This window comes from Nostoc sp. DedQUE08 (assembly GCF_034530895.1).
In the GTDB taxonomy this organism is placed as follows: domain Bacteria; phylum Cyanobacteriota; class Cyanobacteriia; order Cyanobacteriales; family Nostocaceae; genus Nostoc.
In genome coordinates, this window is record NZ_JAVRCD010000043.1 from 49,360 (window position 1) to 74,793 (window position 25,434).

The following is a 25,434-nucleotide window of genomic DNA, read 5'->3' on the forward strand; positions in this document are numbered from 1 at the left end:
GGTAATTCGATTTGTGTGTACACTGTAGCCCCACTTGCAGAGTGGAGTTATTTTATTATAATTAATTTCGCTTTAGCCTCTTAATTTATCGGTTTTCAATCTTAGGTTTGGAAATAGATAACTATAAGTCTTTTGTAAAAATGTAAAAGATGATTAAGCGGCTAAAGCGTTTTTTATGGCTAGCTATTGCCATCATTGTTGTCATTTCTTTCTCAATCGGATTAATGGAAACATTAACGGCTCAACAGCCTTCGATTTCCCATCCTCTCACTTCACTAACTGAGGTAGAAATTAGCACAGCTGTTTCTGTCATCCAAAGAGAAAAAAATTTGAGCGAAATGGTAGCTTTTCCTCTTATTGCTTTACAAGAACCAGATAAAGAAGAAGTTCTAAATTTTACACCTGGTAAAGTCTTTGGGCGAAAAGCTTTTTTGGTAATCTATGAACGTTCAGAAAACAAAACCTTTGAAGGGATTGTCGATCTGAGAAGCAAAACCTTAAGTTCTTGGAAAGAAATACCGTCCGTTCAACCTGCGATCGCTAATTCAGAATACGAACTAGCAACTCAAATAGTTAAAGCCGATCCCCGATGGCAAAAAGCAATGCAAAAGCGGGGAATTACCGATTTTGAGCAAGTTAAAATCAGTTGGTGGGCACCAGGAATTCTCAGCAAACAGGAAGAAGCAACAGGTAATCGTCTTTGTCGCGGCTTATCTTACTACAAAGGTAAAGGCTGGAACTATTACGGTAGTCCGATTGAAGGAGTTTTAGCAACAGTCAATTTGAATACGGGTAAAATTGCCAGTTTTGTTGATAGAGAAAACATACCTTTCTCTCAAGAAAACTGGAATTATGATGTCAAATCATTGGGTAAATTACTGTCACCACTTAAAGCATTAAAAATACTCCAACCTAATGGTAGAAGTTTCCAGATCGAAGACAATGAAATTAGTTGGCAAGGTTGGAAGTTTCGCTATTCAATGCATCCTCGTAATGGATTAATGCTTTACCAAGTGACGCACAAAGATGGGGAAAATATTCGACCAATTTTATACCGCGCTAGCCTTTCAGAAATGGTAGTACCTTATGGCGATCCTCAGCCTACTTGGTCATTTAAAAATGCCTTTGATGTTGGAGAATACAACTTAGGTTTACTAGCAAATACGATGGAATTAGGTAAAGAAATTCCGGAAAATGGCTTGTTGTTAAATGCTGTATTTGCTAATGAGCAGGGAGAACCTTATCAAATACCAGGGGTTATCGGCATCTACGAACGCGACAACGGAATCCTGTGGAAACATTATGAATATAATACTCAGCGTAATGATGTCCGTCGCAGTCGAGAATTAGTGATGAAGATGACAGTAGCCATTGATAACTATGATTACAGCATCAATTGGATCTTTCACCAAGATGGGACTTTGGAAGTCCAAAATGAATTAACTGGTATTGTATTGGCGCAGGGAACGGCTGCCCACAAGCAATTTGATGATGATTCCTATGGTCGATTAATTGCTCAGAATATCTTTGGAGTAAATCATCAGCACTTTTTCAATTATCGCCTAGATTTCGATGTTGATGGTCAGGCTAACTCTGTGATGGAAATGAATGTGAAAGCTTTGCCGATGGATGAGAAAAATCCTTTAGGAAATGCGATCGCACTTGCAGAAATCCCACTAGTCAAAGAAACGGCTGCTGTGCGCGATTTGGATATGAAAAGCAGTCGAGAATGGATGATTGTTAGTGCAGACAAAAAGAATGCTCTCGGTGCTGCACCTGGATATATGCTGATGCCTGGTGGAAACTCGATATTTTTCCCTGTAGAAGGCTCAAAAATCCGGGAAAGGGCAGAATTTGCGACTCATCACCTCTGGGTAACAAAATATAAACCTACTGAACTTTATGCTGGCGGCGATTATCCCAACCAAACTCAACCCGAACAGGGTTTACCAAAATATATTGCAGACGATGAAGCCTTGATGGGTGAAGATATCGTACTGTGGTACACAATGGGCGTAACTCATATTCCGCGATCGGAAGATTGGCCGGTGATGCCTGTTCACGAAGTTGGCTTTAAGCTAGTCCCTAGAGGATTCTTTAGCCGGAATCCAGCGATAAATTTACCAGAGTAAAATATTTGTTGGCTCAAGTTTCCTTACTAAAAGGCAGGAGTTAGGAGGCAGGGGGCAGGAGGTTAGGAGTATCAATTAAAACTTTAGTTCTGGGTTTAGAGCCACGTTTAAAGAAAGAATTATACTCAGACGTGCAGCGCGTTCGCGCAGCGTCTCGCAGAAAAGTATAAAGCGTCCTTGCTTCAATTCCACTATAAGGGTGGCTTCCTCCTGCCTCCTGTTTCCTGCCTTCGACCTCCTGCTTCTTGAATTCAGGTTTTTTTTCATGTCTAAAGGCGGTAACTTGAATGCTGATAAACTTGTATAGTTCAAATACTGGCACTGGTTAAAATAGGATATCTAATGAACTTTCCAGAAATTAATATTCCCGGTGATGGAACACTGCACGCTCGTTTAATTACTTCCTTGGGTGAAATTGTAGTTCGTTTGGAAGAAGAGCGAACTCCTAACACTGTCAAAAATTTTGTCGGTCTAGCAACTGGAACAATCGACTGGAAAGACCCTAAAACTGGTGCATCTGGTAAGGGAACTCCAGCTTACGATGGAGTTCGCTTTCACCGGGTCATCCCTGATTTTATGATTCAGTGTGGCGATCCTCTGAGTCGTTATCTAGATACAGCTAGCCGATGGGGTACTGGTGGCCCAGGATATCAATTTGAAGATGAGTTTCATCCTGAATTGAGACACACTCGTGCAGGTATCTTGTCGATGGCTAATGCCGGACGCGGTACTAATGGTTCGCAATGGTTCATTACAGAAGCACCAACGCCTCACCTTGACAACAATCACAGTGTTTTTGGTGAAGTTGTCCAAGGTCTAGATATAGTCAGCAAGATTGCGAATGTGCCTACAACTAGAGATCGTCCAAATCAAGAAGTGGTGTTAGAAAAAGTAGAAATTTTTCGGCAGTAATTAACACCTCGGTTTGTAGTAAGCACTTTAGTGCTTAGAAAATAAGGACTAAAGTCCTTACTACAAACTTGCTTATCCATCAAGATTTTGCAGCCCCATTGCAATCTTACTGTGTTTTTCAATTTGCCCCATGACTTGTTTTGCCCGTTGAATAACTACGGCTGGTAAACCTGCCAATCTCCCCGCTTCAATTCCATAAGACTTATCAGCACCTCCTGGTTGAACTTGGTGCAAAAAGATAATTTGGTCGGGTAATTCTTTCACTGTCACTTGATAGTTAGCCACATTCGGGATAATGCTAGCCAGTTCGTTTAACTCGTGGTAATGGGTGGCAAAAATTGTGCGCGATCGAATATCCACTGCTATGTATTCTGCTACCGCCCAAGCGATGGAAAGACCATCAAATGTTGCTGTGCCGCGACCAATTTCATCTAATAATACCAGCGACCTAGATGTGGCATGATTGAGAATATTTGCGGTTTCATTCATTTCCACCATAAAGGTAGATTGACCAGTTGCTAAATCATCTACTGCACCGACACGGGTAAAAATGCGATCGCATATTCCCAATCTGGCAAATCTTGCTGGTACAAAACTACCAATTTGTGCCATTAACTGAATCAATCCCACCTGACGCAAATAACAACTTTTGCCACTGGCGTTTGGCCCGGTAAGAATAATTAAATCGGGATAGTCATTTGTCTTTTGTCCTTGGTCATTTGTTATTTGTTCTTGGTCATCTACTAATGACATAGGCGTTTCGCCTTTTTGCAGGGTATGACTAATGACTAATGACTCTTGACCCAATTGCGTTGAATTTGGCACAAAGAACCCCGCAGGTAAAGACTGTTCCACTACCGGATGACGACCATCAACAATATTTATCTCCCTCCCTGGCAATATTTCGGGACGACAGTAACCTTGATGTACCGCCAATTCAGCCAAACCACACAACACATCCGCCGCCGCCACTGCACGAGACAGATTGCGAATTACTTCCGCCTCTTGTGCTACCTCTTCTCGCAATGCTGTAAAAATCTCATATTCCAACTGATTTAAATCATCCCGCGCCGTCAAAATTCGGGCTTCTCGTTCCTTCAAATCTGGGGTGATATAACGTTCCTCATTGGTCAGAGTTTGCTTGCGGATATAGTTAGCGGGTACTTGGTCAGCTTTGGTGCGAGAAATACTGATGTAATAACCAAAGGTTTTGTTAAATCCTACCTTGAGGGTGGAAATTCCTGTCTTAGCTCTCTCATCAACTTCCAAATTGGCAATCCATTGCTGGTCTGCTTCTACAGTCGCTTTTCTTTCATCCAGCAAGGGATTTACACTGGGGCGAATTAATCCACCTTCTTTAATTAGTATAGGTGGCGATTCTACAAGATGTGCGTGTAACTTTTGTGCTAATTCTTCCAACACACTTGGGACTTTCTGCAAAGCTTTGAGAAATGGAGAACGCGTCTCAACTACTAAGTTGGATAATTCCGGCAAGCGTGAGAGGGAATCTGCCAAAGCTACTAAATCTCTAGCATTAGCTGTACCAGAACCCGCCCTTCCGGTGAGGCGTTCTAGATCGTAAATTTGCCGTAATAAATGCCGCAAATCTTGACGTAGGGGCGTATTTTCCATCAATTCTTGGATGGTATCTTGTCGTGCCCGAATGCCTTTAATATCGAGTAGGGGTTGCAACAACCACCGCCGCAGAGCACGCCCACCCATTGCTGTACTAGTTTTATCTAACGCCCAAAGTAGGGAACCGTGAAAAGTGCCATCTCGAACGGTTTGGGTAATTTCTAGGTTACGGCGGGTTTGATTGTCAACAATTAGGTAGTCGGTGACAGTGTAGCTGCGGAGTCTTTGAAGAGTGACAGGGTTTTCTTTTTGAGTATCTTCCAGGTATTCCAGAAGACCACCAGCCGCACGGACGGCGAGAGGAAGACGATCGCAACCGAGTCCTTCGAGCGATCGCACCTTAAATTTCTGCAATAATCTCGGTCTAGCTTCACCTTGGGAAAAGGGAAGTTGCGATCGCAAACTATAACAAAATGATGGTGGCAAACACTCAGGAAGATGTGGCGAAGTTTCTCCCGGACGCAGCAAACTACCCAAATCGGGCGCATTTGTCGGAACTAACACCTCTGAAGGTTGCAAGCGCATTAATTCTTGGGTCAAATGTTCTAAATCGCTACCTTGAGTGGTAAGAAATTCCCCTGTGGAGATGTCTGCATAGGCTAAACCCCAATGATTTGCGGCAATTACTACTGCTGCTAAGTAATTATTGCGACTGGATTTGAGCATTCCTTCTTCTAGCAAAGTACCGGGGGTAAGAATGCGCGTTACTTCCCGCCGCACCAATCTCCCAGCAGCTTCAGAAGCATCTTCAACTTGATCGCAAATTACTACTGCATAGCCTTTTTCTACTAGCATTGTCGCGTAGCGTTCCCAAGCGTGATGTGGAACACCAGACATCGCCACCCGTCCTTGTTCCCCAGCTTGCTTACTAGTGAGAACTAATTCCAATTCTTGCGCTAGTTTTACAGCATCTTGGAAATAGCATTCAAAGAAATCTCCTACCCGATACAGCAATACCGCGTGAGGATATTTATCCTTCGTCTCGACATAATGCAAGTACATTTGACTTAGCTTACTGCGATCCACCTGTAGATGGTCAGAAATAAAAGTACTTGCATCGGGCTTGGTAGATGGAGTTTCGGAGTGAGAGGCAGTCATAGATGCTATCGAGTTATGCACGGAAATTCCCCAAGATCCGATGATAACGTGATGTGAAAGTTGAATGGCGATCGCTCAAGGATATTTTACTTTTATCTGACAAATGTTAATTTTGATACAATGCAAAATTCCCAACTTCTTCATGAAGCCGGGAATCTGAACAACTTAACCCAAACAAAATTATTTCATATTCTAAATTAGCAACCTCAAATTAAAGATAGTAGATGACTGAGGTTGCAAGTCAATAAATATTACTCCTCTTCCTCTTCTTCTTCTCCGAACACTGCGTCTATGAGTTCTTGTGCGCGTTCGTCTGAAATATTTAAGGCTTCTTGAAGTTCAGAAATATAATCTTGTTCGTGTTCGGGTACTTCTTCATCAATCCCTACTACTAAGATAGCTGTGATGTATGCAGCTTCGCGATAATTTCTATTGGGTAAGGATTCGATAGACTGGGCGATTAAATCTTCTGGTTCTTCTTCTTCAATCAAACTGACGACTTTTTCGGTCAATTCTTCAAAGTCTTCTTCAGAGTAATCTTCAAATAAGTCAACCCGACCGAGAAATTCACTCAAAGCATATTCTTCTGTGGAAGAAATACCCTCACCATCAGCCGCAGCAGAAAATAACCCAAGAATTGCGATCGCAACTTCTGGTTCTATAGCAACTGAACTAACACTACGGCCTTTGGGCAACTTGCGTTTAGACATAATTATCCTCTAAAAGTTACGTGATATTTCAGGAAGTCATATTTTGCGGTTTATCATGCTTCCTCGATTTATGATTCCCAAAATAATGCGGAAATATACATTGGGATGAATCTTTTTTTCATAAAAAATACGCAGAGAATATATTCATCTGCGTATAAAAACGGTTAATTTTCTTTAAGCGATAAGATTTTTAGTACTTGTGTACCCTGCGTAGCCTAAAAGGATACTGTGTACACACAAGTCTGAAATAGCTGAAAAACCCAAGGTTTTACCCCACCTTAACCCTCCCCTTATAAAGGGGAGGGAACTAGATTTTTCCCCTTTCTAAGGGGGGATTAAGGGGGTAATTCGACTTGTGTGTACACATAATGTTATTTTGGCGATCGCATTTATTGATTTAGCGATCGCATTTGCTGATTTCACTTATTCTCAAATAACAAATAGATATGAAAAATGAGTAAAAATACAGACAAACTCGTAATTATTTCGTTGAAGTTTTAATGAAATAAATCTACAAAACTACTGTAAACGCTAGGATTAAAATTTCTGGCTTACAGTGGAATGTTAAGAGTGTCAACCAAATTGTTTCTATTTGTTGTTGCCAAAACCGGATGCTCCTCATTCACACCCCCTATTTTTCTTGAAAATATCTGAAAATATATGAAATTTAGAGCCTGCAAATATCCTTTCGCACTCATGCTAGTCAGCTTCGGTTTTGTGCAGATAGCTGATGCTCAAACTCCTGTAGCTGAAACCTCCAAGCTATCTCAAGAAGTTTCTGTACTTCGGAAATAGGGCCCAAAAGGGTTAGAAGTATTTCTTAAATCCCATGCTAATACGTTAAATACCGCTTCTTCAGAAGCAGTTCTACCTTCCCCTGCACTTCGGCTAGCTTTAGATGAACTTTGTCAACAACGGGACTGTTACGCCTCTCGTTTGTATTGGTACACTGATATAGAACAAGCCAAAGCTGCTGCTAGAACCAGTGGTAAACCTATTCTATCTCTGCGGTTATTGGGTAGGCTGGATCAAGATTTGAGTTGTGCTAATAGTAGGTTCTTCAGGGTAGCACTGTATCCGAATGTGGAAATTTCTAAACTGCTTCAAGACCGTTTCATTTTGCATTGGCAATCAGTGCGTCCTGTACCCAAAGTAACTATTGATTTTGGCGACGGACGCAAGTTGGAGCGAACGATTACAGGCAATAGCATTCATTATGTATTGGATGCATCAGGTCGTCCAATCGATGCTATTCCAGGGTTGTATAGTCCCAAAGCATTTTTGCGGCAGCTAGAGCAGGCTGAATTAGCAGTAAAAAATTATAGTAAACTTACACCAAGCGATCGCGAGTCTTATTTAAGAAAATACCACAGCGATCGCTTAAATTCTATCCAAGGCCAATGGGTTGCAGATTTATCCCGCCTGGGTATCCAGTCTCCCCCTAAGTTGGTAGAAATTCCGAGCAATCGCAGTCAACCACCGACAGCAGAAATAGCAAGCTCTCTAGCAGTTTCTAAAATGAGAGTTGAAACGCCAATGTTAACTGCTCTCCAGTCTGATGCTGAACGGAATCAAAACGCCTTAGCTGAAATTACTGACCAGAAAGTTTGGGACAAAATTGCTCAACTCTATGCCGCCGATGTCAAGCTAGATCGAAACAGCATCTCTCTAATTAGAGCTAAAAAATCTCAATCTGCCAACACTCAAGCAGATAATTTGCCGATAATAGTGAAAAATTTTGAAGCCACAATGGCTTTAGATACAGTCAGAAATGAATATATGCTGCACAGCCAAATTCATCAATGGTTTATGCAGGGTAAGCAAACAAGGAGTGTGGAAGCGCTCAATGAACAAGTATACGGACAACTATTTTTAACTCCTAGTTCTGACCCTTGGTTGGGGCTTTTCCCTAGCGGCAGTTACAGCGCCATTGATAATGATGGTATTCGTTAGTAGCTCATAAACCAATACAGTTCAGTTAAGAAAAATTGTAGTGGCGTGGCAAGCAAAAAAATTGTGCATTAAAGGTAGGTTGGGTGGAGCAAAGCGCAACCCAATATATATCAGAATGTTGGCTTTGGCAAAGCCTCCACCCAACCTACTAGCGCTACTACATAGTTTAAGGTTTTTGGGGCTAACCCAAGCCTATTGGCTCATAAACTGATGTAAGTAAAAAGGAGTGATGAGATTTTATTGCATTGACACCTCACTCATCACTCCTTGTAACTTGCGCGTTGATTAGCTGTTACGCATTGTTAAATTACACCAGCTTACTACTTCATTTATCCTCTAACTAAAGAGACGGATAATTATTAAGTTCAGATGTGATTGGCTATACAAACCTTTTTAACTTATTAATATTTATCTTTGCAATTCTAGATATAGAAGTTCGACCATTGCTTGTTCTCAATAGTTTTACTCTTACCCGTGTCAGATAGTTTTATAATGAATTTGAAGATGGAAAGGCTTGGATTCCCAACTTTTTAAAGAAATTGGAAGGTCTTCGCTAAAGGAGAAGTACCTAGCGTAGACATGAAATCTAACCCCTACAAAGGAGTAAGGTTTAGATTTCTAAGCTTTTGGTGTTAGCAATAATACTTTTAAAACATCCTCTTAAAGAAGTTGGGAATCTTGTTATGAATTTTATTAATAGGCAAAGTATTCAGAATCACCCACAAACTTAACTTAGATTCTATATCTTTGGTAGTAGTTGCTTAATTCTTGTGATGGAAGTTGGGGAAAGTCTTATCAGTTATTCTTAGAGGATGTTTGAAAAGTGTCGTATAGCATATTAAATTTTGACATTACCCCCCAACCCCCCTTATAAAAGGAGGCTTTAAGAGACTATTTCCCCCCCCCAATACATCGGGGGGTTAGGGGTGATATTAGATACTTTGGATAACAAACATAGCTTTCCAAACATCCTCTTAGTAATAAACGGAAACAATTATTATTAGCACTAAATTATTTATTGGGGGAATTACAAAGCGGATTCAACAATAATAGTCAAAAATTAAAGTTGAAATGTAGGGTTTTCCGAGTGTAGTATCTGCTCTTTGCTAGTCATTATTTTGACTTACTTATCAGTTTAGTCAAAAATTAGCATAATCTTAGATGGCAGATTTGGTACTCGTATTTAGCTAAGTTAACAGAATTTTACCACCAATGGTAGAAGTAATACTTAACAAAAGCCAGTAAAATTTTGGCTAAATAAATATATAAGTGGATGCTTTGTAATTTGCTAGATTCAATTTACTTTAAGCATTTAGGTTGAATGGTATATGTGTCATTTAAAAACTGGCTCATTTGTAGCGACTATATGATAAAAATTGTCAAAAACCCAAAATAAATCTAACTTTATTACTTCAATTACGTGAAAATTGCAATTTACAACCTATTAAATTTATAACTCAATAAAATTAAGTATACTGCAATTTTCTCAAAGATTTACTTACTAGGTTTTTTTGCTTAACTTTTGCAAGCAAATAGCGGGAATTTAAAGTGAACATAGAAAAATTTGTCCAACGTACAGAAATATTGCACAAGCGTTTAGCAGATTTATACCAAACTGCTAGTTTATTACCTTGGATTTCCCCTGATTTGTTGCCAGAAGCTTTTAAGGAACTCCATAATACCTCAAAGGTAGCACAGTTAGCGGCAGATGAACTTTATCAGCAAAACGAGGAACTAATAAAAACACGGAATTGGTTAGAAGCAGAGCGCCATTACTACCAAGATTTATTCGAGTTAGCGCCAGACGGCTATTTAGTGACTAATACAGAAGGAATTATCCAAGAAGCTAACCTCACCGCAGCTAAGTTGTTGAATGTTTCCAAGCATTTTTTACTGGGAAAACCAATAGTTAACTTTGTCCTTCTAGAAGAACGTCAGCAAGTTCGCAACGAACTGATACAGCTATCGCAATCAGACAAAGTTCAAGAGTTATTGGTACGTTTGCAACAACGTTATGGCGAGTTATTTTATGCAGCTTTGACAGTAACAGTTGTCCGCAATCAGCAGGGTAAGGCAATTTCTCTGCGCTGGATGGTGCGTAATATAACCCAGCGTCAGCAATTAGAATCAGTAAAAGTTAAAGACAAGAATGACATTTTCAACAATCGCCCCCTACATAAATATGATAAAGGAGAAACTATTCCCCTCAACCCATTAGCAATTTGGTATGTTTCTCAGGGTTTGGTTAAACTCAGTACCTACTGTGAAACGGGTGAAGAAGTGCTGATTGGATTGGCAACACCAGGAATGGTTTTTGGTTCTAGTTTGACATCTTTAGACATTTACCAAGCAACAGCGCTTGCTGATGTTGAGTTAGTGTCAGTTTATGTAGCAGAAGTATCAGCTTCTGCAACACTGAGTCATACACTTCTACCAAAAATTAAGCAGCGATTACAGCAAACAGAATCTTTTTTAGCTATTTCTGGTAGACGGCGAGTACAAGATCGCTTACAGCATCTATTACAACTTTTGAAACGAGAAGTGGGTGAAACTGTACCAGAGGGAACTCGCCTAAATGTTCGCTTTACTCACGAAGATATTGCTAGCGCCTGCTGTACCACTAGAGTAACAATTACACGATTGATGGGGAAATTACAAGAAGAAGGTAGAATCAGTTTCGACTTAAAAAAACATATTATCTTGAGAGATGTTGATTGATTACATTTTTCTTAAGCAAAGATCAGTTGCCAGCCAATCAGGAAAATTGCTATATCTGCAAAAATATGGCTGATGTATCCAGGCCAAATCGAGCAATAATTTAAGTAGCACCATGACCAAACCGCCCCTGCTATAAATACTCCCAATGAGCATAATGTTGTCGCACGCCAGTCAAAGTAAGCTGCTAAACCAACAACATGATGAATCGTAAAAAATAGTGCAGACAGTACTACAGCTAAAGGACTTGATACCAAAATTTCACATTTACGATAAACAAACCAACGCCAGACAAATTCCTCAAGTAAAGAGTTAACAAATATCCAATACACTGCACCTACTAAGTAAATTGCAAAACTGTTCAATCCAACTTGTGTTGCGCGATCGCGAACATATTCAATATCTATCCATTTTGCGCCCAGCAGCCAATAAACAATCAAAATGATGCCTAGCATTAATAGCCCTAATCCAACTCCAGCGAATAAATCGCGTCTTTTAGGATATTCAAATTTTAAATTCTCTTTATCAACAAATAACAACCAAATAATGGGTACTAGTAATAACCAGATTTTAGCTAATAAAGCTACTAAATGTCCTTGGAAGCCAGGGAGTATATATAGCTGAGTTGCAATACCAATGCTTGGAACTGGCACAAGTAACAACAGAGCTAGTAGTGCATTTTGATTTTGGTTAGCTTTTAACATGGGGAGACTTTGTTATATTTTGATGGTTTTAACTTTTAAATCCATAGTTTTTAGATCGAGTTAGGATAATTAATTGTAATAAAATCTATATTCACCAGGTTTACTATCAATACTATTGGTTAAGGCAAGAGACGCGATTAATCGCCGTCGCTACAATAGACCTCTTGCATAAGTCGAATAGACCTCCCTTAATCCCCCGATATATTAGGGGGAAACTTAAAATCTTGCCCCCTCTCCTTCATAAGAGGAGAGGTGATTAAAGGATTTTTGTAAGAGGTCTAATAATTAGTCTTTTGTGAAGATGGCGATTTGTATTTTTATGATGATTTTTCACATCTTGGTGAACCGGATTGAGTTACTATGATTAATTTTTATATGCAAAATATAAAACATGAGTATCATAATCAGACTTGAATAAGGTGACACTTTGTATATTGCCACATAAATTTAATTCTAAAACTTCTATGAATTTGTGTGTAATATTCCTTTGAAAGCAGCATTTTGATAATTATTTACTGTGCCAATATACTTACTTAGACATAATTCAAATGCACAGCGTCTTGTAATGTTGTGAAGGTCTGGGATTTGAGACGGACATCAATACCCATTGTGCTAAGTACAAATTTGCATAAACCTGTAGCTTTTTAAACTTACAGAGACGTAACGCTATCCAAACAGGAAATTCAAAATGTACCCAAAATAATGTATATGTGATTGAAGGCGTATTGCTAAAATCGCGATGTCTAGGTTGGGCTACGCCTACGCAACATTAAAAGCGGTTATGCACACACTTGGCAAAAAAACTCTATCATCGGGCTATATCTTAGCACTAGATTTAGGTACGACAGGCAACCGCGCCTTTGTATTTGACGCAGACGGCAAGCTTGTTGGGCAGGCATATAAAGAATTAACTCAGTATTATCCTCAGCCAGGATGGTTAGAACATGACCCTCAACAAATCTGGGAAGATACCTGTTGGGTAATGCAAACCGCAATTGCAAATGCCCAGATTGTACCATCAGCGATCGCAGCCTTGGGACTAACTGTACAGCGCGAAACCTGTTTAATTTGGGACAAAACTACTGGTAAACCACTCCATAAAGCGATCGTCTGGCAAGATCGCCGCACTGCTCCCCTTTGCCACCAGTTACAAGAGCAAGGCTACGCTGATGAAATTTACGATCGCACCGGATTAATCATTGATGCTTACTTTTCAGCTACTAAGCTCAGATGGCTATTAGATAATGTTACTGGTATCGATATAAACAATGTCTTAGCAGGCACTATTGATAGCTGGGTGTTGTGGAATCTCACAGGTGGAAAAGTCCACGCCACTGACCACAGCAACGCCAGCCGGACAATGTTGATGAATCTCAAAACCTGTGAGTGGGATGAGATTTTACTGGATCTGTTTCAAATTCCAGCGCATATTTTGCCCCAGATTCAGCCGAGCTTAGGAGTATTTGGAGTTACCGATGCGACTTTGTTGGGTGCGGAAATTCCGATCGCGGCCATTTTGGGAGATCAGCAAGCGGCTCTATTTGGTCATGGCTGCGATCGCCCCGGTTTGGTAAAATGCACTTATGGTACTGGTAGCTTTTTAGTAGCTCACACAGACGCTCAAATTGTGCGAACGCATCATCAACTCATTTCGACAGTGGCATGGACACAAGCAAATACCAGCGATACTTTAGATGTCGGCTATGCTCTAGAAGGTAGTATGTTTACTAGTGGTGCTTGTATTCAATGGTTGCGCGATCGCCTGAAGTTGATAAAAACTGCTGCTGAAACTGAAGCGATGGCCAATCAGGTAAAAAATAATGGCGGAGTCTATTTTGTGCCAGCATTTAGTGGACTGGGCGCACCTTATTGGGATATGAGCGCCAGGGGAGCTTTTTTCGGCATTACCGCCAGTGTACAACCAGAGCATCTAGTTCGCGCCGTGTTGGAAGCGATCGCTTATCAAGTTCTGGAAGTGGTGCAAGCGATTAACGCATCTAGTAGTACTCCAGTTGGGCGATTAACCGTAGATGGTGGTGCTTGCGAGAATAATTTTTTGATGCAGTTCCAAGCTGATGTGTTAGGTATTCCAGTTGAACGCCCAATAATGCGCGATACGACCGTTCAGGGTGCAGCATTTGCGGCAGGTTTAGCTGTAGGATTTTGGCAGAGCTATGAAACACTAGTGGAACAACGGCAAATTGAGCGTGTGTTTGAGCCGAAGAGTGATTTCCCCTTATCCAAATTTGGTACTTGGCAAAAAGCAGTGAAACGTACTCTAGCTTGGGAGGAATAGCCAATCCAAAAACGAGTTAAAGCGAAATCCATATCCTGAAACGGGGAAGGCGAAGGAACAAATACTATTACAATCAAGCAAATGGATGGAGTATTGATTTATCATGCCCTACAGTCAATTTAACATTGACCGAGTGAAACAAGATTTTCATCTGAGTACTGTCGAAGGAGTCCGCTTTTTCCCAGACTCGATTGAACCCATTACTCCAAGCTTCAGACTGCAAGGTATTTTAGAGGATCTACCGTGGGCGATCGCAGTAGATACAGAAAAAGCTCGTTCAGAGGCGATAATTAATCCTATCTTACTGAAAGTGCGACGCATCTTCAATTCCACAATTAGCGTATTTTCAGGGGAAGAGTTTAACGTTGATCCGAGTATTGGACTCAACGATGTATGTGACTTCCTACTTTGCCGTTCACCTGAACAATTAACGGTGGAAGCACCTGCAATTGTCATAGTTGAAGCGAAAAAATCAGATTTAAAATCTGGATTGGGACAATGCATTGCAGAAATGGTAGCTGCACAGCGATTCAATCAAGCAAGAGAACAACCCTTAACAGCAGTTTACGGTACTGTAAGCAGTGGAACCCAATGGCGATTTCTGAAACTAGAGGGTCAAACAGTCACAATTGATTTAATGGATTATTCTCTTCCTCCTATCGAACTAATTCTGAGCTTTTTGGTGTGGATGGTGAAAGCAGGTTAATTTCATTCAAAAATCGCTCGTTAAAATAACTCTTACTTTGTCAAAATATCACTCTCACATAATAAAAAGCGCATGACTACTAAACCGAAGATTTTCATTGATGGGGAATCAGGAACCACAGGCTTACAAATATACTCACGCCTGAACCAACGGGATGATATCGAGTTAGTTAGCATTGAAGCATCTAAACGTAAAGATGCAAATGAGCGAACCAAACTAATCAATGCTGTTGATGTTATCATTCTCTGCCTGCCTGATGATGCGGCTCGTGAAGCTGTTAGCTTAGTCAGTAATAATAGGGTTAAGATCCTTGATGCTAGTAGTGCCCATCGCACAGCTAAAGACTGGGTATATGGTTTCCCTGAACTAAATCCAGGACAGCGAGAGAAAATCGCCAGCGCGCAGTTTGTCAGCAATCCGGGCTGTTATCCCACAGGATTTTTAGCTTGTATCCGTCCGTTAATTGCTAAAGGACTCCTGAACAGTAACTTTCCCATCACCGTTAATGCAGTGTCAGGTTACTCTGGTGGCGGAAAGAATCTGATTAAACAGTATCATAGCTTCCACGAGCAGCAAGCCGGAGCAGAATCACTCTATCCTTATGGAATCTACGGTTTGCAGTTTGGGCATAAGCACGTCAAAGAAATGCATGAGTATTCAGGGCTAGCATCACCGCCGCTGTTCGTACCAGCTGTGGGAGATTTTGAGCAGGGGATGCTAGTACAGATACCTTTACCACTGGCAACTTTGGATAATCCACCATCAGGTAAAGTTATCTATGAAGCGATCGCTGACTACTACCAAAGTGAAAAATTCGTACAGGTTGCTCCATTCCAAGATTCTACACTGCTCAGAGACGGAACATTTCTGGATGCAATCGCACTGAACGGGACTAATATTGTTCAGGTTTTTGTATTTGCCAATGACACCACCAAAGAAGTCTTGCTAGTTGCTCGTCTTGACAATCTGGGTAAAGGCGCATCAGGAGCCGCAGTCCAAAACCTAAACATCATGCTCGGTTTTCCAGAAGAGTTGGGATTGTCATGAAAAAGGGTTAAGGGTGGGGAGTGGGGAGCAGGAGAGCAGGGGAGCAGGGGAGCAGGGGAGCAGGGGAGCAGAGGAGAAGTTACAGTAAGTTTTTCCTCTGTGCCCCATGCCCAATGCCCATTATCTTGATTTTTCTTTCAATTCTTCAAGCAATTGAATTACATTATGCTCAAATGCTTTGTTTCGCTCTTGCACTGATTCAATTAACGGTTTATCAAAAAGATTAACGACATATTTAGTTAGCTGAATACCTAAAGGTCTTAAATGTCCACCTGTTACAGTGTTGCGAAAATCTTGCGGTGGCTTTTGCAGAATATTAGTAAACCATTCACAGGTTGATTTAGCAATATTGTCTGATTTGAAACAGACTAAACCCATGATATTAAATAGCCCACTATCCTTAATTAAATAATGAGTTTCTTCAACAGTTGGTTTCACACCCCAACCAAGATTGTCGATGATATCCGCTAAAAATTGAGGACGAATTGCGCTTCCTGTGTCAGCAATGGCAGGTGCTAAGAGGATAGAAACCTGTCCTTTAATGAAAACACTATTAATTTTGATTTTCCGACCTACATAAGTAAAAATTAATTTTTCAACTTCATCCCTTTTCCGCATTAGTTCATCAAAGAGAATGTTAATGTCTGCAATTACACTTTCTATCTCTGACTCATCGGAAGTTTTAAATAATAGCTTCCGAAGAAACTGTTCTCTATCTTGAGGCTCTGGAGGTAGAGCAGTAAATCCTTCTAACAACGAGATATATTTACAGCCAAGGCTATGTCCAATCCAAGAAAAGTTTTTATCATCTAGATAAGCTTCATAATCATATCCTGTAACACTTGCCATTTTCACAAGCTCTGGCAGAATTTCATACTGTTCTCTCATGAGAAAACCAGCTTCTAGATAATGGTTAAAAGTAAAATTAAATGGCAAAAGAATAATTGTATATCCCTGCTCAAATAGAGATTGAAGCAGATAACGATAAAAAAGCATAGGGCCAAATGTACCAAAGAAAGCCCCAGCAATAAATTGAATTACCCCTTTAGGCTTTGGATGTAGAGCAACCCAACTGTGAGAAACTGGTTTAAATCTCAGTTTTAGATTCATATTTACCATGACTTATTTGTAGGTATATGCTGAATCTCCAAACTGAAGTTATTGCTTTTCGGATTATTCAAAAGATATTTTTACAAAACTGCGATCGCTTTGTTACCGTACAGCCAAAACTCTCCTAATGGCCTTAATTCCACTAGTTAGCCGTGGTTAAAACTATTTCACCTTAGCGCGGAAGCGGACAAAACCATAAGAATTCGCTGGTGTGCCAGATCCAGTAGCTGCGGGTAGATTGGGAAAACTTGGGACTGTAATATTGACCACTACTGCCCCATTAGTGTTAGTACCACAGTATGATGGTGTACCTGCTTCATTAACTGTATAAAAATGTCCGCGATCGCTATCTCCTACATTAGTGAGATAAAGGGTAGGTGTAGTAGAACCAATAGCTAGGGCAATTCCTCGATCTGCTCCTGGTAAGCCACCATCACTAGGAGTCATACCATTAAAAGCAGTAGGAATAAAATTAACATTAGTCGGAACTAAGTCACAGAATTTCACATTAGTTGCATTACCAAGACCATTGGAAAGGAAATATATAGTGTATTCCAATTCATCTCCCGGTTTGACAGTGCCAGCATTAATTAATCCTCGCAAGTAGCCAACAGGCCATTTAGGATCGCTATCATCAGTAGCATAAGGTTCTGGTACATAGTTACTGGCATTAGTAGCAACGTCACTGCGACCATCCACAATATTAGTTAAATCTTGGTTATTGAGGCGGGTAATACGTTTAATTAACAGCAATTTAGGATTAGAACTAACAGTATTTAATACTGTAAATAAAGTGGGGTCATCATCTGCCGTACTGGCAGGATTATTACCGATATTTACACCATTATCAGTAATTTGTAAGAACGAATTACCAAGAGTAGGTGGATTATTGGTAGCACCAGCAGAGTCTGCATCTGTGAACACTGTACCAACAGTTCCTGTAGGATTATCAGGTGTGTTAAAAGTAGCATTTGCTTGGTTACTAATTGGATTACCGCCATTGGCATTATTAATTGTGGCAGTAATTTTAATGGTAATCGTATCATTTACACGGAGAATTCCAGAATTTGTCACAGCAACAACACTAGCACCGTTGTAACTGGGATTGAGTGTAATGTTATTCCCTGAAGTTGCAGCAGTAATCACTGCACTCACAAAGGTTAATTGTGAGGGTAATAAGTCGTTAATGGCAAAGTTAATTGCATTGCTATTACCTGGATTTAGGTTGGAGTAAGTGATGGTATATTCGATGCGATCGCCTACAGTCACTGTTCCACTAGTATCATTGTCTGCGAGGAAGCGAACAGATTTAGTTCCTATAACATTTGCTTGAGTGTTAGTAGTAATTACCAAGGGAGTAAGAATTGCTTGACTTGGGAAATATGTCCAAGTATCTATTCCCTTAAAGTCACCATAATTACTACTAAATTCATGCTCTCCCGTCGCACTATTGATCCCTCTAGCAGCATTACGCGGATTAGTAGCTCCCGTACCATTTAAGTTAATCGCCGTGCCGTTAGCGGTAGTATAGTTGTTGTCGTTGTAATAAACGGTAGTCGATCCAATCTGCTGTCCATTTTGATCTACAAGGTTAGGAAAAGCAGCAGGAGGGTTTTCCATTGTGATTTTAAACCCCAGTGGATTATTTTCAGCATCCAACATGGGAAAATGATATTCACCCGATCGTGTTGTGATTATGGCATTGTATGCTGCATTTCCTGGTAGAGGTTGGAGATTTACCCCACTTGCATTCTTCCCATCCCAAAGCACCACATTTGATCCGACAGACAGCACATTTTGTATTACTCTATCGCTACTAGGGTCAAAAATGCCATCATTGTTGGTGTCAATAATTATTTGATAGCTACCAGTTGAGGCAGCATTGAAACTAAAATTGCCTCCCACACCCACAGAAGTTTGGTTCCCACTACCTCCATTACCCCCAGTGAATTTGAACGAAGTCGGTACTGTGGGAATCGTCGCGGCAATAGGAATACTCAAAGAATTGAGAGTTGCCGTGTCGGGTCGATTGAAGAAAACTAGGTGGGTAATGTCTGTTGTAGTATCAGAAACATTTGGATTTTGAACTTGCACATTGCCGGGAAAGATCAAACTATTATTACTAGCACCGCCAGCAGAATGATAAAGAGTGCTGTTATTTGTTGTGTCAATATATCCCCGGTTATTAGCAAAAAAGATGAAGCCAAAAGGATCGACTCCATTCATGTCAGTTTCGTAACGATACCCATCTTTGGTTTGAATATAAAGCTTAGAGTTGAGTCCTACGGGAGTACCACCACTGGCATTTGCCCCCATATTCATAGCAATATAGCTAGTAAATACTCGCCCTTTTTTGGCAACACCGTTACTATCTCGAACTGTGATATCCCAAGCAGCTACCCCTGAAAATTGAGTATTACCTGTAGGAAATGCCGCTGTTGCAGCTGTTGGCGGCGGATTGCTTGCACCAGCTGTATTCGGAGAATGAAACTCAACTTCGTAAATACCTGTTTCTGTAGCGACGAAAGTACAAGGGGTATAGCCATTAGCATTAGGTAAAGGGCCAGCCGTTTCTTTGGTAACGGTGTCAATAAAACCAAAACCACTAGCCAGAACATCACAAGAGCCATTTTGAGTACCAAAGGGACTGCGGTAAACAATATCTTGTGGGTTCGAGAAACTAGTATTCACGCTAGAGCCAAGATTAACTGTTTCTCCTTGCTGAACATAAACTTTGAGTATGGTTTTCCGAACAATACCTGCCAGTAGTAAATCTGACCATTCCAGGTAAGGTCTGTATCCGCCATCAGAAACTAACTCTTTGCTGCCTTCAGCCCAGCTAGGTTGGATACTAGTTCCGAAAATACATAAAAAAAAGCCCAAGCTACTGAGCCATAGTTTTTGGCGTCTACTTGTTAATGGCTTTTCCATATTTTTTTTTACTGGATTGTCCACAGTTAGAGAAAATTTATCATTTTCATCAATATTTACTGTGGCGATCGCTCTTAATTTCTTAAATAAAGATTTCATTATTTAGTTCCAATAAAAATACATAATATGTAAGTAATGATATTGAGTTTATAAATATACAAATACCAGAATGAAAATCGAAACGTTTTTGCACTAGATTCAAAGCGGATAAAAATCGTTACGACAATAGTATTCCCACAAGAAAGGGTTAAATTCGTAACAGAGGTTCATTCAACGTCTTTACATCAAATAACCCTTTTATATTTCACGCCTTTGCATCCCCCTCATTGCAGCCTTGAGTTTACCGACCAAAGTTTTCATCGCCGATTCCTGTGGCTGGCGCGCTACAGGTTTTTGTTGTCCAAAGCCGTCAAACAATTCGTTGAGCTTAACCGTAAAGCCTAAATACGCACCTCCCGCAGAACGTGTGCCAGAAAAATCTCGGTCATTAACTTTCCCAAAAACGTAACCAGCCGAAACGCGCAGGTTAGGCGTGAGGTAGTAGCCTGTTTCAAGAACAAAGCCTGTCTCACTGTAACTAGACTGACTAATTACACGAGCCTCACCCACCAAATCCCAGCTATATCCCAAACGATAGGTAGCGCGTGCTTGGGCCAGATTTACTGTGCTAGTACCGGCTAAATCGTTAGCTATGTAAGATGTGCTGTTACGCAAAGCATACTTCCCGTAGAATTCCCATTGCCAATTAGGAGCGTAAATCGCTTCTAAAGCAAAGGTATGGTCTTGAGAACCCGTACCACTTCCTAACAGGATAGTCTCAGGGATAGTTGATGGATTTTGGCGATATTCATAACGCAATAAAGCATTAAATTTATCGCTATTGGGATCGCGGTAGGCTAAACCCAACTTGAGGTTAGCAGTATCTCCCAATCCTGAAAGCTTTTGATTGGAAGAACCAGCTTGTTGATAACGTACTAAAGCTGTGAGAGCCGGAGAAATTTTACCCGCAGCACCTGCGGTAATTACTGTATTACTACCACCAGAAGAAGAACGATGTTCGTAACGGACGCTAGCTTGAAACTGCGGATTATCACTGTATTCCAGCCCGACACTGTAGCTATCGCCACCATCAAATCCGATCGCAGATGCAGCTTGACCAAAGGCGTAGGGTTGGGCATATTGTTGACCTGCCAAAGTGCGTCCGAAGAAGTTGCCAAATACGTGTTCGTAAGCAACGTTCAGTCGCAATCCCGAAGCAATAGTCCAACGGTTATTTATCCCAATTGCTCCTTGAGTAGTCATTTCGTTAGCACCACCCAAAATTGAGTAACGACCAGTCAAGGTAGTATCCGATCCGAGTTTGTGTTCGCCGTTGACACTCAAGCTCGTGATGGAATTACCCGAATATTGACCACTACTGTAATACTGTTGGGCTAAACTGACATTGACACCAGGAATTACCGCCCAATTCAACCCCAAAATGGTACGGTCTGGGTAAATAGCATTTTTTTGGGAAGATAAGCTGAGTTCATTTTGGGCTTGGAAAGTCAGGTTTTTAGCTAGAGGAACTGAAAAACGCGATCGCAGTTGATCGGAATTACTACTTAGGGTACTGTCGGGGATACGGTCTTCCAGACGACGGTGAATCCAATCGAGATCGATAGTGGCGCTACCCAGACGTTGTTGAATCCCAGCAGAAATCGTTGTCAGGGAATTATTAACCTTACTACCAGGTATCGCCTCATAACGCGGTGCAAATAGTTCTTCAAAGGTGTCTAAGGGTTGGGGAGCAATCCCAAAATTGTCTTCGCGATCGTATTGCGCTCTGACGTTGGTAGTTGAGGTGAGTTTAGCTGTAACCTGCGCTCCATAACGGGTTTGTCCTGGGACAAAGCTGATAGTGGCATTATTGGCAAAACCCGTATCAGCAAAGCGATAATAGGCTCGACCTTGAATTCCATTAGCAATCTTTCCTTCAGCTTCTAAACGGTAAGCATCACCTCTAACTTTTCCCACAACATCAGAATCATTCGTAGAATGGGCATATTCTGCGATTAACTTACCGTTGTCACCCAAAGCAATCAGCGCATCTGCGCCGTAGAGTTGAAAGTCGCGCACCCCGTGATTTTCTTGAATGTAAGTTGCTCCTATCCAACTTTCCTGATTAAGTTTGCGGGAAAGATTATATTGCAAACGACCAGCATAGATGCTCCCGTCAGAGTCTTCGCTGTCATATTGATAGCTAACAACAATCCGACGTACCAACACTTGTCCGGTTCGATCGATATCGGTACGAAGAATCGGTTCGCGGAATAATAAAGTACCGCGATCGTAGTCGATTTCGTAGTCTGGGCCTCGGTTAAGTTGTTTCCGTTCTAATACAGTCCCAGGACGATTGAGTTCTTCTAACTCGATAAAGACATTTTCACTACCGGCTTGTAGTAGTCTGCGAGAGAGGAAGTAATAGCCACTAGTACCATCGGGAGCAATAGTATCCCGTTGAAACCCTTCTAAGTGGTCGCCATAGAAACCTGTAATTTGTAGATTTCCTAAGTTGTAATTAGCTTTAAAACCGTGGAGTTGACGAGTAATAGAAGTAAATTGCTGCGATCGCCGCGCAAATTCTTCTGTGTTATAGTCACCCCACATCGCATAATCAGGATCGGAGCCAGGGGTACGAGCTGAACGCTCAAAACGCAAAAATACACTGTCAATGGAAGGAGCAACTACATCAACTTTCGAGCTATCGCCGTAGACAGGATAGTTTTGCTCGCTGAATTGATAAGTTCTAAACAGACGATTATCGCAGTTGCAATCTTCATTGAGGTTACGAGAACTGTTGTATGCGCCTGTAAATAACCATTCTCCGATCGCACCAGTGGCAAATATCGCTGAATGGAAATCTAATTGCGTTCCGTTGTTTTTGTCAGGAGGGAGGAAATCACGGAAACTGCCGTAATAATTTGTACCTCTAGCACCCAATCGTAAATCTATGACTCCAGTAACTAAACTCGGACGCAGTGACGTTTCAAATTGGAGTTGGGTGAAAGCTTCTAAATCATTAGCGATCGCGCGAATTGTCACAGTTTCGGCTTTTAGCTGCGATCGCAACGTCGCTGTAAATTGTCCCGCTTTCGCCTCCACTTGAAATCCCGGTTCATCGGGTTTAAAGTCTTTCCCGATCAACTCCCCAGCAGAGGGTATGAGGGTGACAACAGCATCACGATTCGAGCGATTGCCAGTTGCATCGGTGAGTTGACCCCGGATTGTAGCCGTAGAACGCCCATCCGCCGGGATACGAGACTCAACTGTTTCTAAAGTTAATTGCTGCGGCGCTCCCCGAACTGCAACTTGCACTGTTACAGGGGGTTCTGTTCCTCCAACAACCTGTGCAGAAATGGTGTTTGTACCTTCTTTTAACGAGACACCATACCATGTCTGCGTTACTAAATTGGTGGTAGCATCAGTTTCCGTCCGTCCTACTAAAGAAGGGTCTACCAACGCACCATTTACCCGCAATTCTACTTGACTACCAGCAGGAAACTGCACAATCACCGTGCTAGCTTGGACATCTACAACACTGTCAGCCGTCGGAGTCAGGATTTTGATTGCTGTAGAGATAGGGACAGTGGGGGACACAGGAAGATTTTCATTTACTTCTTGTCCCTTTGTCCCCGCGTCCTCTACTCCAGCAATTTTGCGTAAGTCTCTAGGCAAATCTACATAAGTTGCTGGTTGAAATGGTTGTATTTCCGTTGGAGAAGCATGAAACAGTGTCTCAGTATCTTTACCTCCGTCGTTCTTGATTCCTACTATTTTGCGTGAGCCACTGGACAAATCAATAGAAGTTTCTGGTTGAAATGGGTATATTTCTGTTTCACTTGGCTGGATATCTGGAATTTCAGGAGCCGATGCTTTATAAGTTGAGGCAAATTCAAGAGGTGGAGAATCTTGCTCGGAACTTCCCAAGAGATCGGGAGAATTTGAATCTATACTTTTTTCAGCAACTTTATTCCGATCCGCTCGATCTTCAACACCTTTATCGGCTTGCAAATGGGAATCAGGGAAAAGAAGGTTTTCACTAGTGATTTCTGCTTTGACAATTGTCGGGTACAAAACAAGGCAGAGAGCTACTGGCATCGCCCCCATCAATCTCAGGTTAAATGTAGTTATACAGTGCAGTCTGGTTTTCATTTCTTGACTGGCTCCTGAAATGTGGGGGTGACAGCGAAGTTCATGCGTACTAAGCCACCAGGCTCTAAATGCACCAAGCGAGATTGGCTATTTCGTTCGCGGAATTTTTCGTTATGAGCTAGGGTGTAACCAGCTACACTGCTAAGGTCTAGTACACCTGTGTGGTATCCAGGTAAGACATTAGCTAAGGAGAACAAACCATTAGGATCTGTAGTGATGCGGTTTCCGTCCTCCAGAAAAATCACTGCATTGCCTACTCCAGGTTCACCACGCTGTTGTTCGCCATCAAAGTTTTTATCAACAAACACCCGACCGATAATCGTGCCACAGTCAGAAACGATCCCTGGACGAATTTTCAATTGGTGGGTTGCTGGGCCATCCTTAGTACTAAAACGGTTATCAGCTCGTTGACCATTAACGATCGCAGTGTTACGACCAGTACCACGCAGTGCATCAGCTGTTAGTTGAGCAGCGTAGGCAATATTCAAGACTTTCTCTGGGGAAATTGTTACGTCTGTGCGGAATGTCACTGTGTTACCGTTGCGTTCTGAAGCGATCGCGACTGGTTGACCATCCAGCTCTCCCCGCACAGATTTCGGCAAGAATTGGAATCCTAAAGGTAAGTTGTCGGTGACAAATATATTACTCAAACCAGCATCAGCGAGATTTTTTACTGACAGGCGGTAGATTACCGTATCTCCAGGTTCAGCAGTAGCGCGATCGCCTGTTTTGATAATCTGTAACTGATTGGCTTGACACAAATTTGTAGTGAATTCAAAGGCTAATAAATCCAGTCCCACCGTTTCTGCATTGGGAACTAAAACAACTGTTTGCTCTACTCTGGTTTCACCCGTAATACTGATTGGTTGACCATCTAGAGAACTGGCGACATATCGCACAACACCATTACCTTGTGTGCCAGTGTTAGCAAGGATTTCAATCTTGACCCGTCGCTGTTTATAGATAGAATTTGGTGGTGGATTAACTACAAAAATGTAGGTTCTACCTGGAGCGGTTTGACCCTTATTCGGATCGAGTAGGAAATTGTAGACACCCGCAGGGTTATTCGTAACGAAGTAGGGATTACTATTCTCAGTATTCGGCAATTTCCCACCAGGAACGTTGTTATTAGGAATATCTGGTAACTCTGTTCGGGTCAAAGCAACCAAACTGCCCAATTCTGTCCCTGTTGGGTCGCTAGAGTTAGGTTCGTATACCCCAACTGAAAAACCTGTATGGGTGAACGAAAAAAGGTGTGGGAGAGTAGTTAGCGGGTATCATACGCTAACAT

12 protein-coding genes and 2 pseudogenes are annotated in these 25,434 nt (G+C 41.4%); 7 read left to right on the forward strand and 7 right to left on the reverse strand.

Annotated features, from left to right (window positions below; genetic code table 11):
- Positions 1-149 precede the first annotated feature (149 nt).
- Entirely contained in the window at positions 150-2,132 is a 1,983-nt protein-coding gene (locus RMY64_RS24995) for a primary-amine oxidase (RefSeq protein WP_322701415.1), read from the forward strand.
- A 342-nt stretch (positions 2,133-2,474) separates the two neighbouring features.
- Positions 2,475-3,044: a peptidylprolyl isomerase gene (locus RMY64_RS25000; RefSeq protein WP_322701416.1), complete on the forward strand. Its 570-nt coding sequence runs from the start codon at positions 2,475-2,477 to the stop codon at positions 3,042-3,044.
- Positions 3,045-3,116: 72 nt separating this feature from the next.
- On the opposite strand, the gene mutS is transcribed toward RMY64_RS25000, so the two are convergent.
- On the reverse strand, positions 3,117-5,777 hold the full coding sequence (gene mutS / locus RMY64_RS25005; protein ID WP_322701422.1) for a DNA mismatch repair protein MutS: 2,661 nt from the start codon (positions 5,775-5,777) through the stop codon (positions 3,117-3,119).
- Between the two features lie 251 nt (positions 5,778-6,028).
- Positions 6,029-6,487 carry a tellurite resistance TerB family protein gene (locus RMY64_RS25010; protein ID WP_322672875.1) on the reverse strand — a complete coding sequence of 153 codons (459 nt, stop codon included), beginning with the start codon at positions 6,485-6,487 and terminating at the stop codon, positions 6,029-6,031.
- Positions 6,488-7,147: 660 nt separating this feature from the next.
- Between RMY64_RS25010 and RMY64_RS25015 the strand changes: the two are divergent.
- Positions 7,148-8,440 (forward strand): annotated as a pseudogene (locus RMY64_RS25015) (hypothetical protein).
- Between the two features lie 1,548 nt (positions 8,441-9,988).
- Positions 9,989-11,158 carry a PAS domain S-box protein gene (locus tag RMY64_RS25020; protein WP_322672873.1) on the forward strand — a complete coding sequence of 390 codons (1,170 nt, stop codon included), beginning with the start codon at positions 9,989-9,991 and terminating at the stop codon, positions 11,156-11,158.
- A gap of 11 nt (positions 11,159-11,169) precedes the next feature.
- On the opposite strand, the gene RMY64_RS25025 is transcribed toward RMY64_RS25020, so the two are convergent.
- Positions 11,170-11,859, reverse strand: a complete 690-nt coding sequence (locus tag RMY64_RS25025) for a type II CAAX endopeptidase family protein (protein WP_322672872.1) — start codon at positions 11,857-11,859, stop codon at positions 11,170-11,172.
- Positions 11,860-12,640: 781 nt separating this feature from the next.
- Between RMY64_RS25025 and glpK the strand changes: the two genes are divergently transcribed.
- The 3 genes from glpK to argC all read left to right on the forward strand — a co-directional run bounded on the left by glpK (position 12,641) and on the right by argC (position 15,908).
- Complete coding sequence (gene glpK / locus RMY64_RS25030) at positions 12,641-14,155, forward strand: glycerol kinase GlpK (RefSeq protein WP_322672926.1); 1,515 nt, start codon at positions 12,641-12,643, stop codon at positions 14,153-14,155.
- A 103-nt stretch (positions 14,156-14,258) separates the two neighbouring features.
- On the forward strand, positions 14,259-14,861 hold the full coding sequence (locus RMY64_RS25035; protein WP_322672871.1) for a hypothetical protein: 603 nt from the start codon (positions 14,259-14,261) through the stop codon (positions 14,859-14,861).
- A gap of 72 nt (positions 14,862-14,933) precedes the next feature.
- Positions 14,934-15,908 carry an N-acetyl-gamma-glutamyl-phosphate reductase gene (gene argC / locus RMY64_RS25040; RefSeq protein WP_322672870.1) on the forward strand — a complete coding sequence of 325 codons (975 nt, stop codon included), beginning with the start codon at positions 14,934-14,936 and terminating at the stop codon, positions 15,906-15,908.
- Positions 15,909-16,028: 120 nt separating this feature from the next.
- On the opposite strand, the gene RMY64_RS25045 is transcribed toward argC, so the two are convergent.
- From RMY64_RS25045 to RMY64_RS25060, 4 genes and pseudogenes are all read right to left on the reverse strand, one after another.
- The gene (locus RMY64_RS25045) at positions 16,029-17,018 is read right to left on the reverse strand and encodes a DUF1350 family protein (protein WP_416212156.1); all 990 of its coding nucleotides are present in this window, start codon (positions 17,016-17,018) and stop codon (positions 16,029-16,031) included.
- Between the two features lie 162 nt (positions 17,019-17,180).
- Positions 17,181-20,048 (reverse strand): hypothetical protein, encoded by a 2,868-nt coding sequence (locus tag RMY64_RS25050; protein WP_322701418.1) that lies wholly within the window; start codon positions 20,046-20,048, stop codon positions 17,181-17,183.
- Between the two features lie 198 nt (positions 20,049-20,246).
- Positions 20,247-24,143, reverse strand: a complete 3,897-nt coding sequence (locus RMY64_RS25055; RefSeq protein WP_322701419.1) for a TonB-dependent receptor — start codon at positions 24,141-24,143, stop codon at positions 20,247-20,249.
- Positions 24,140-25,381 (reverse strand): annotated as a pseudogene (locus tag RMY64_RS25060) (hypothetical protein); the annotation flags it as partial. The pseudogene RMY64_RS25060 and the gene RMY64_RS25055, both read right to left, overlap by 4 nt.
- Positions 25,382-25,434 lie beyond the last annotated feature (53 nt).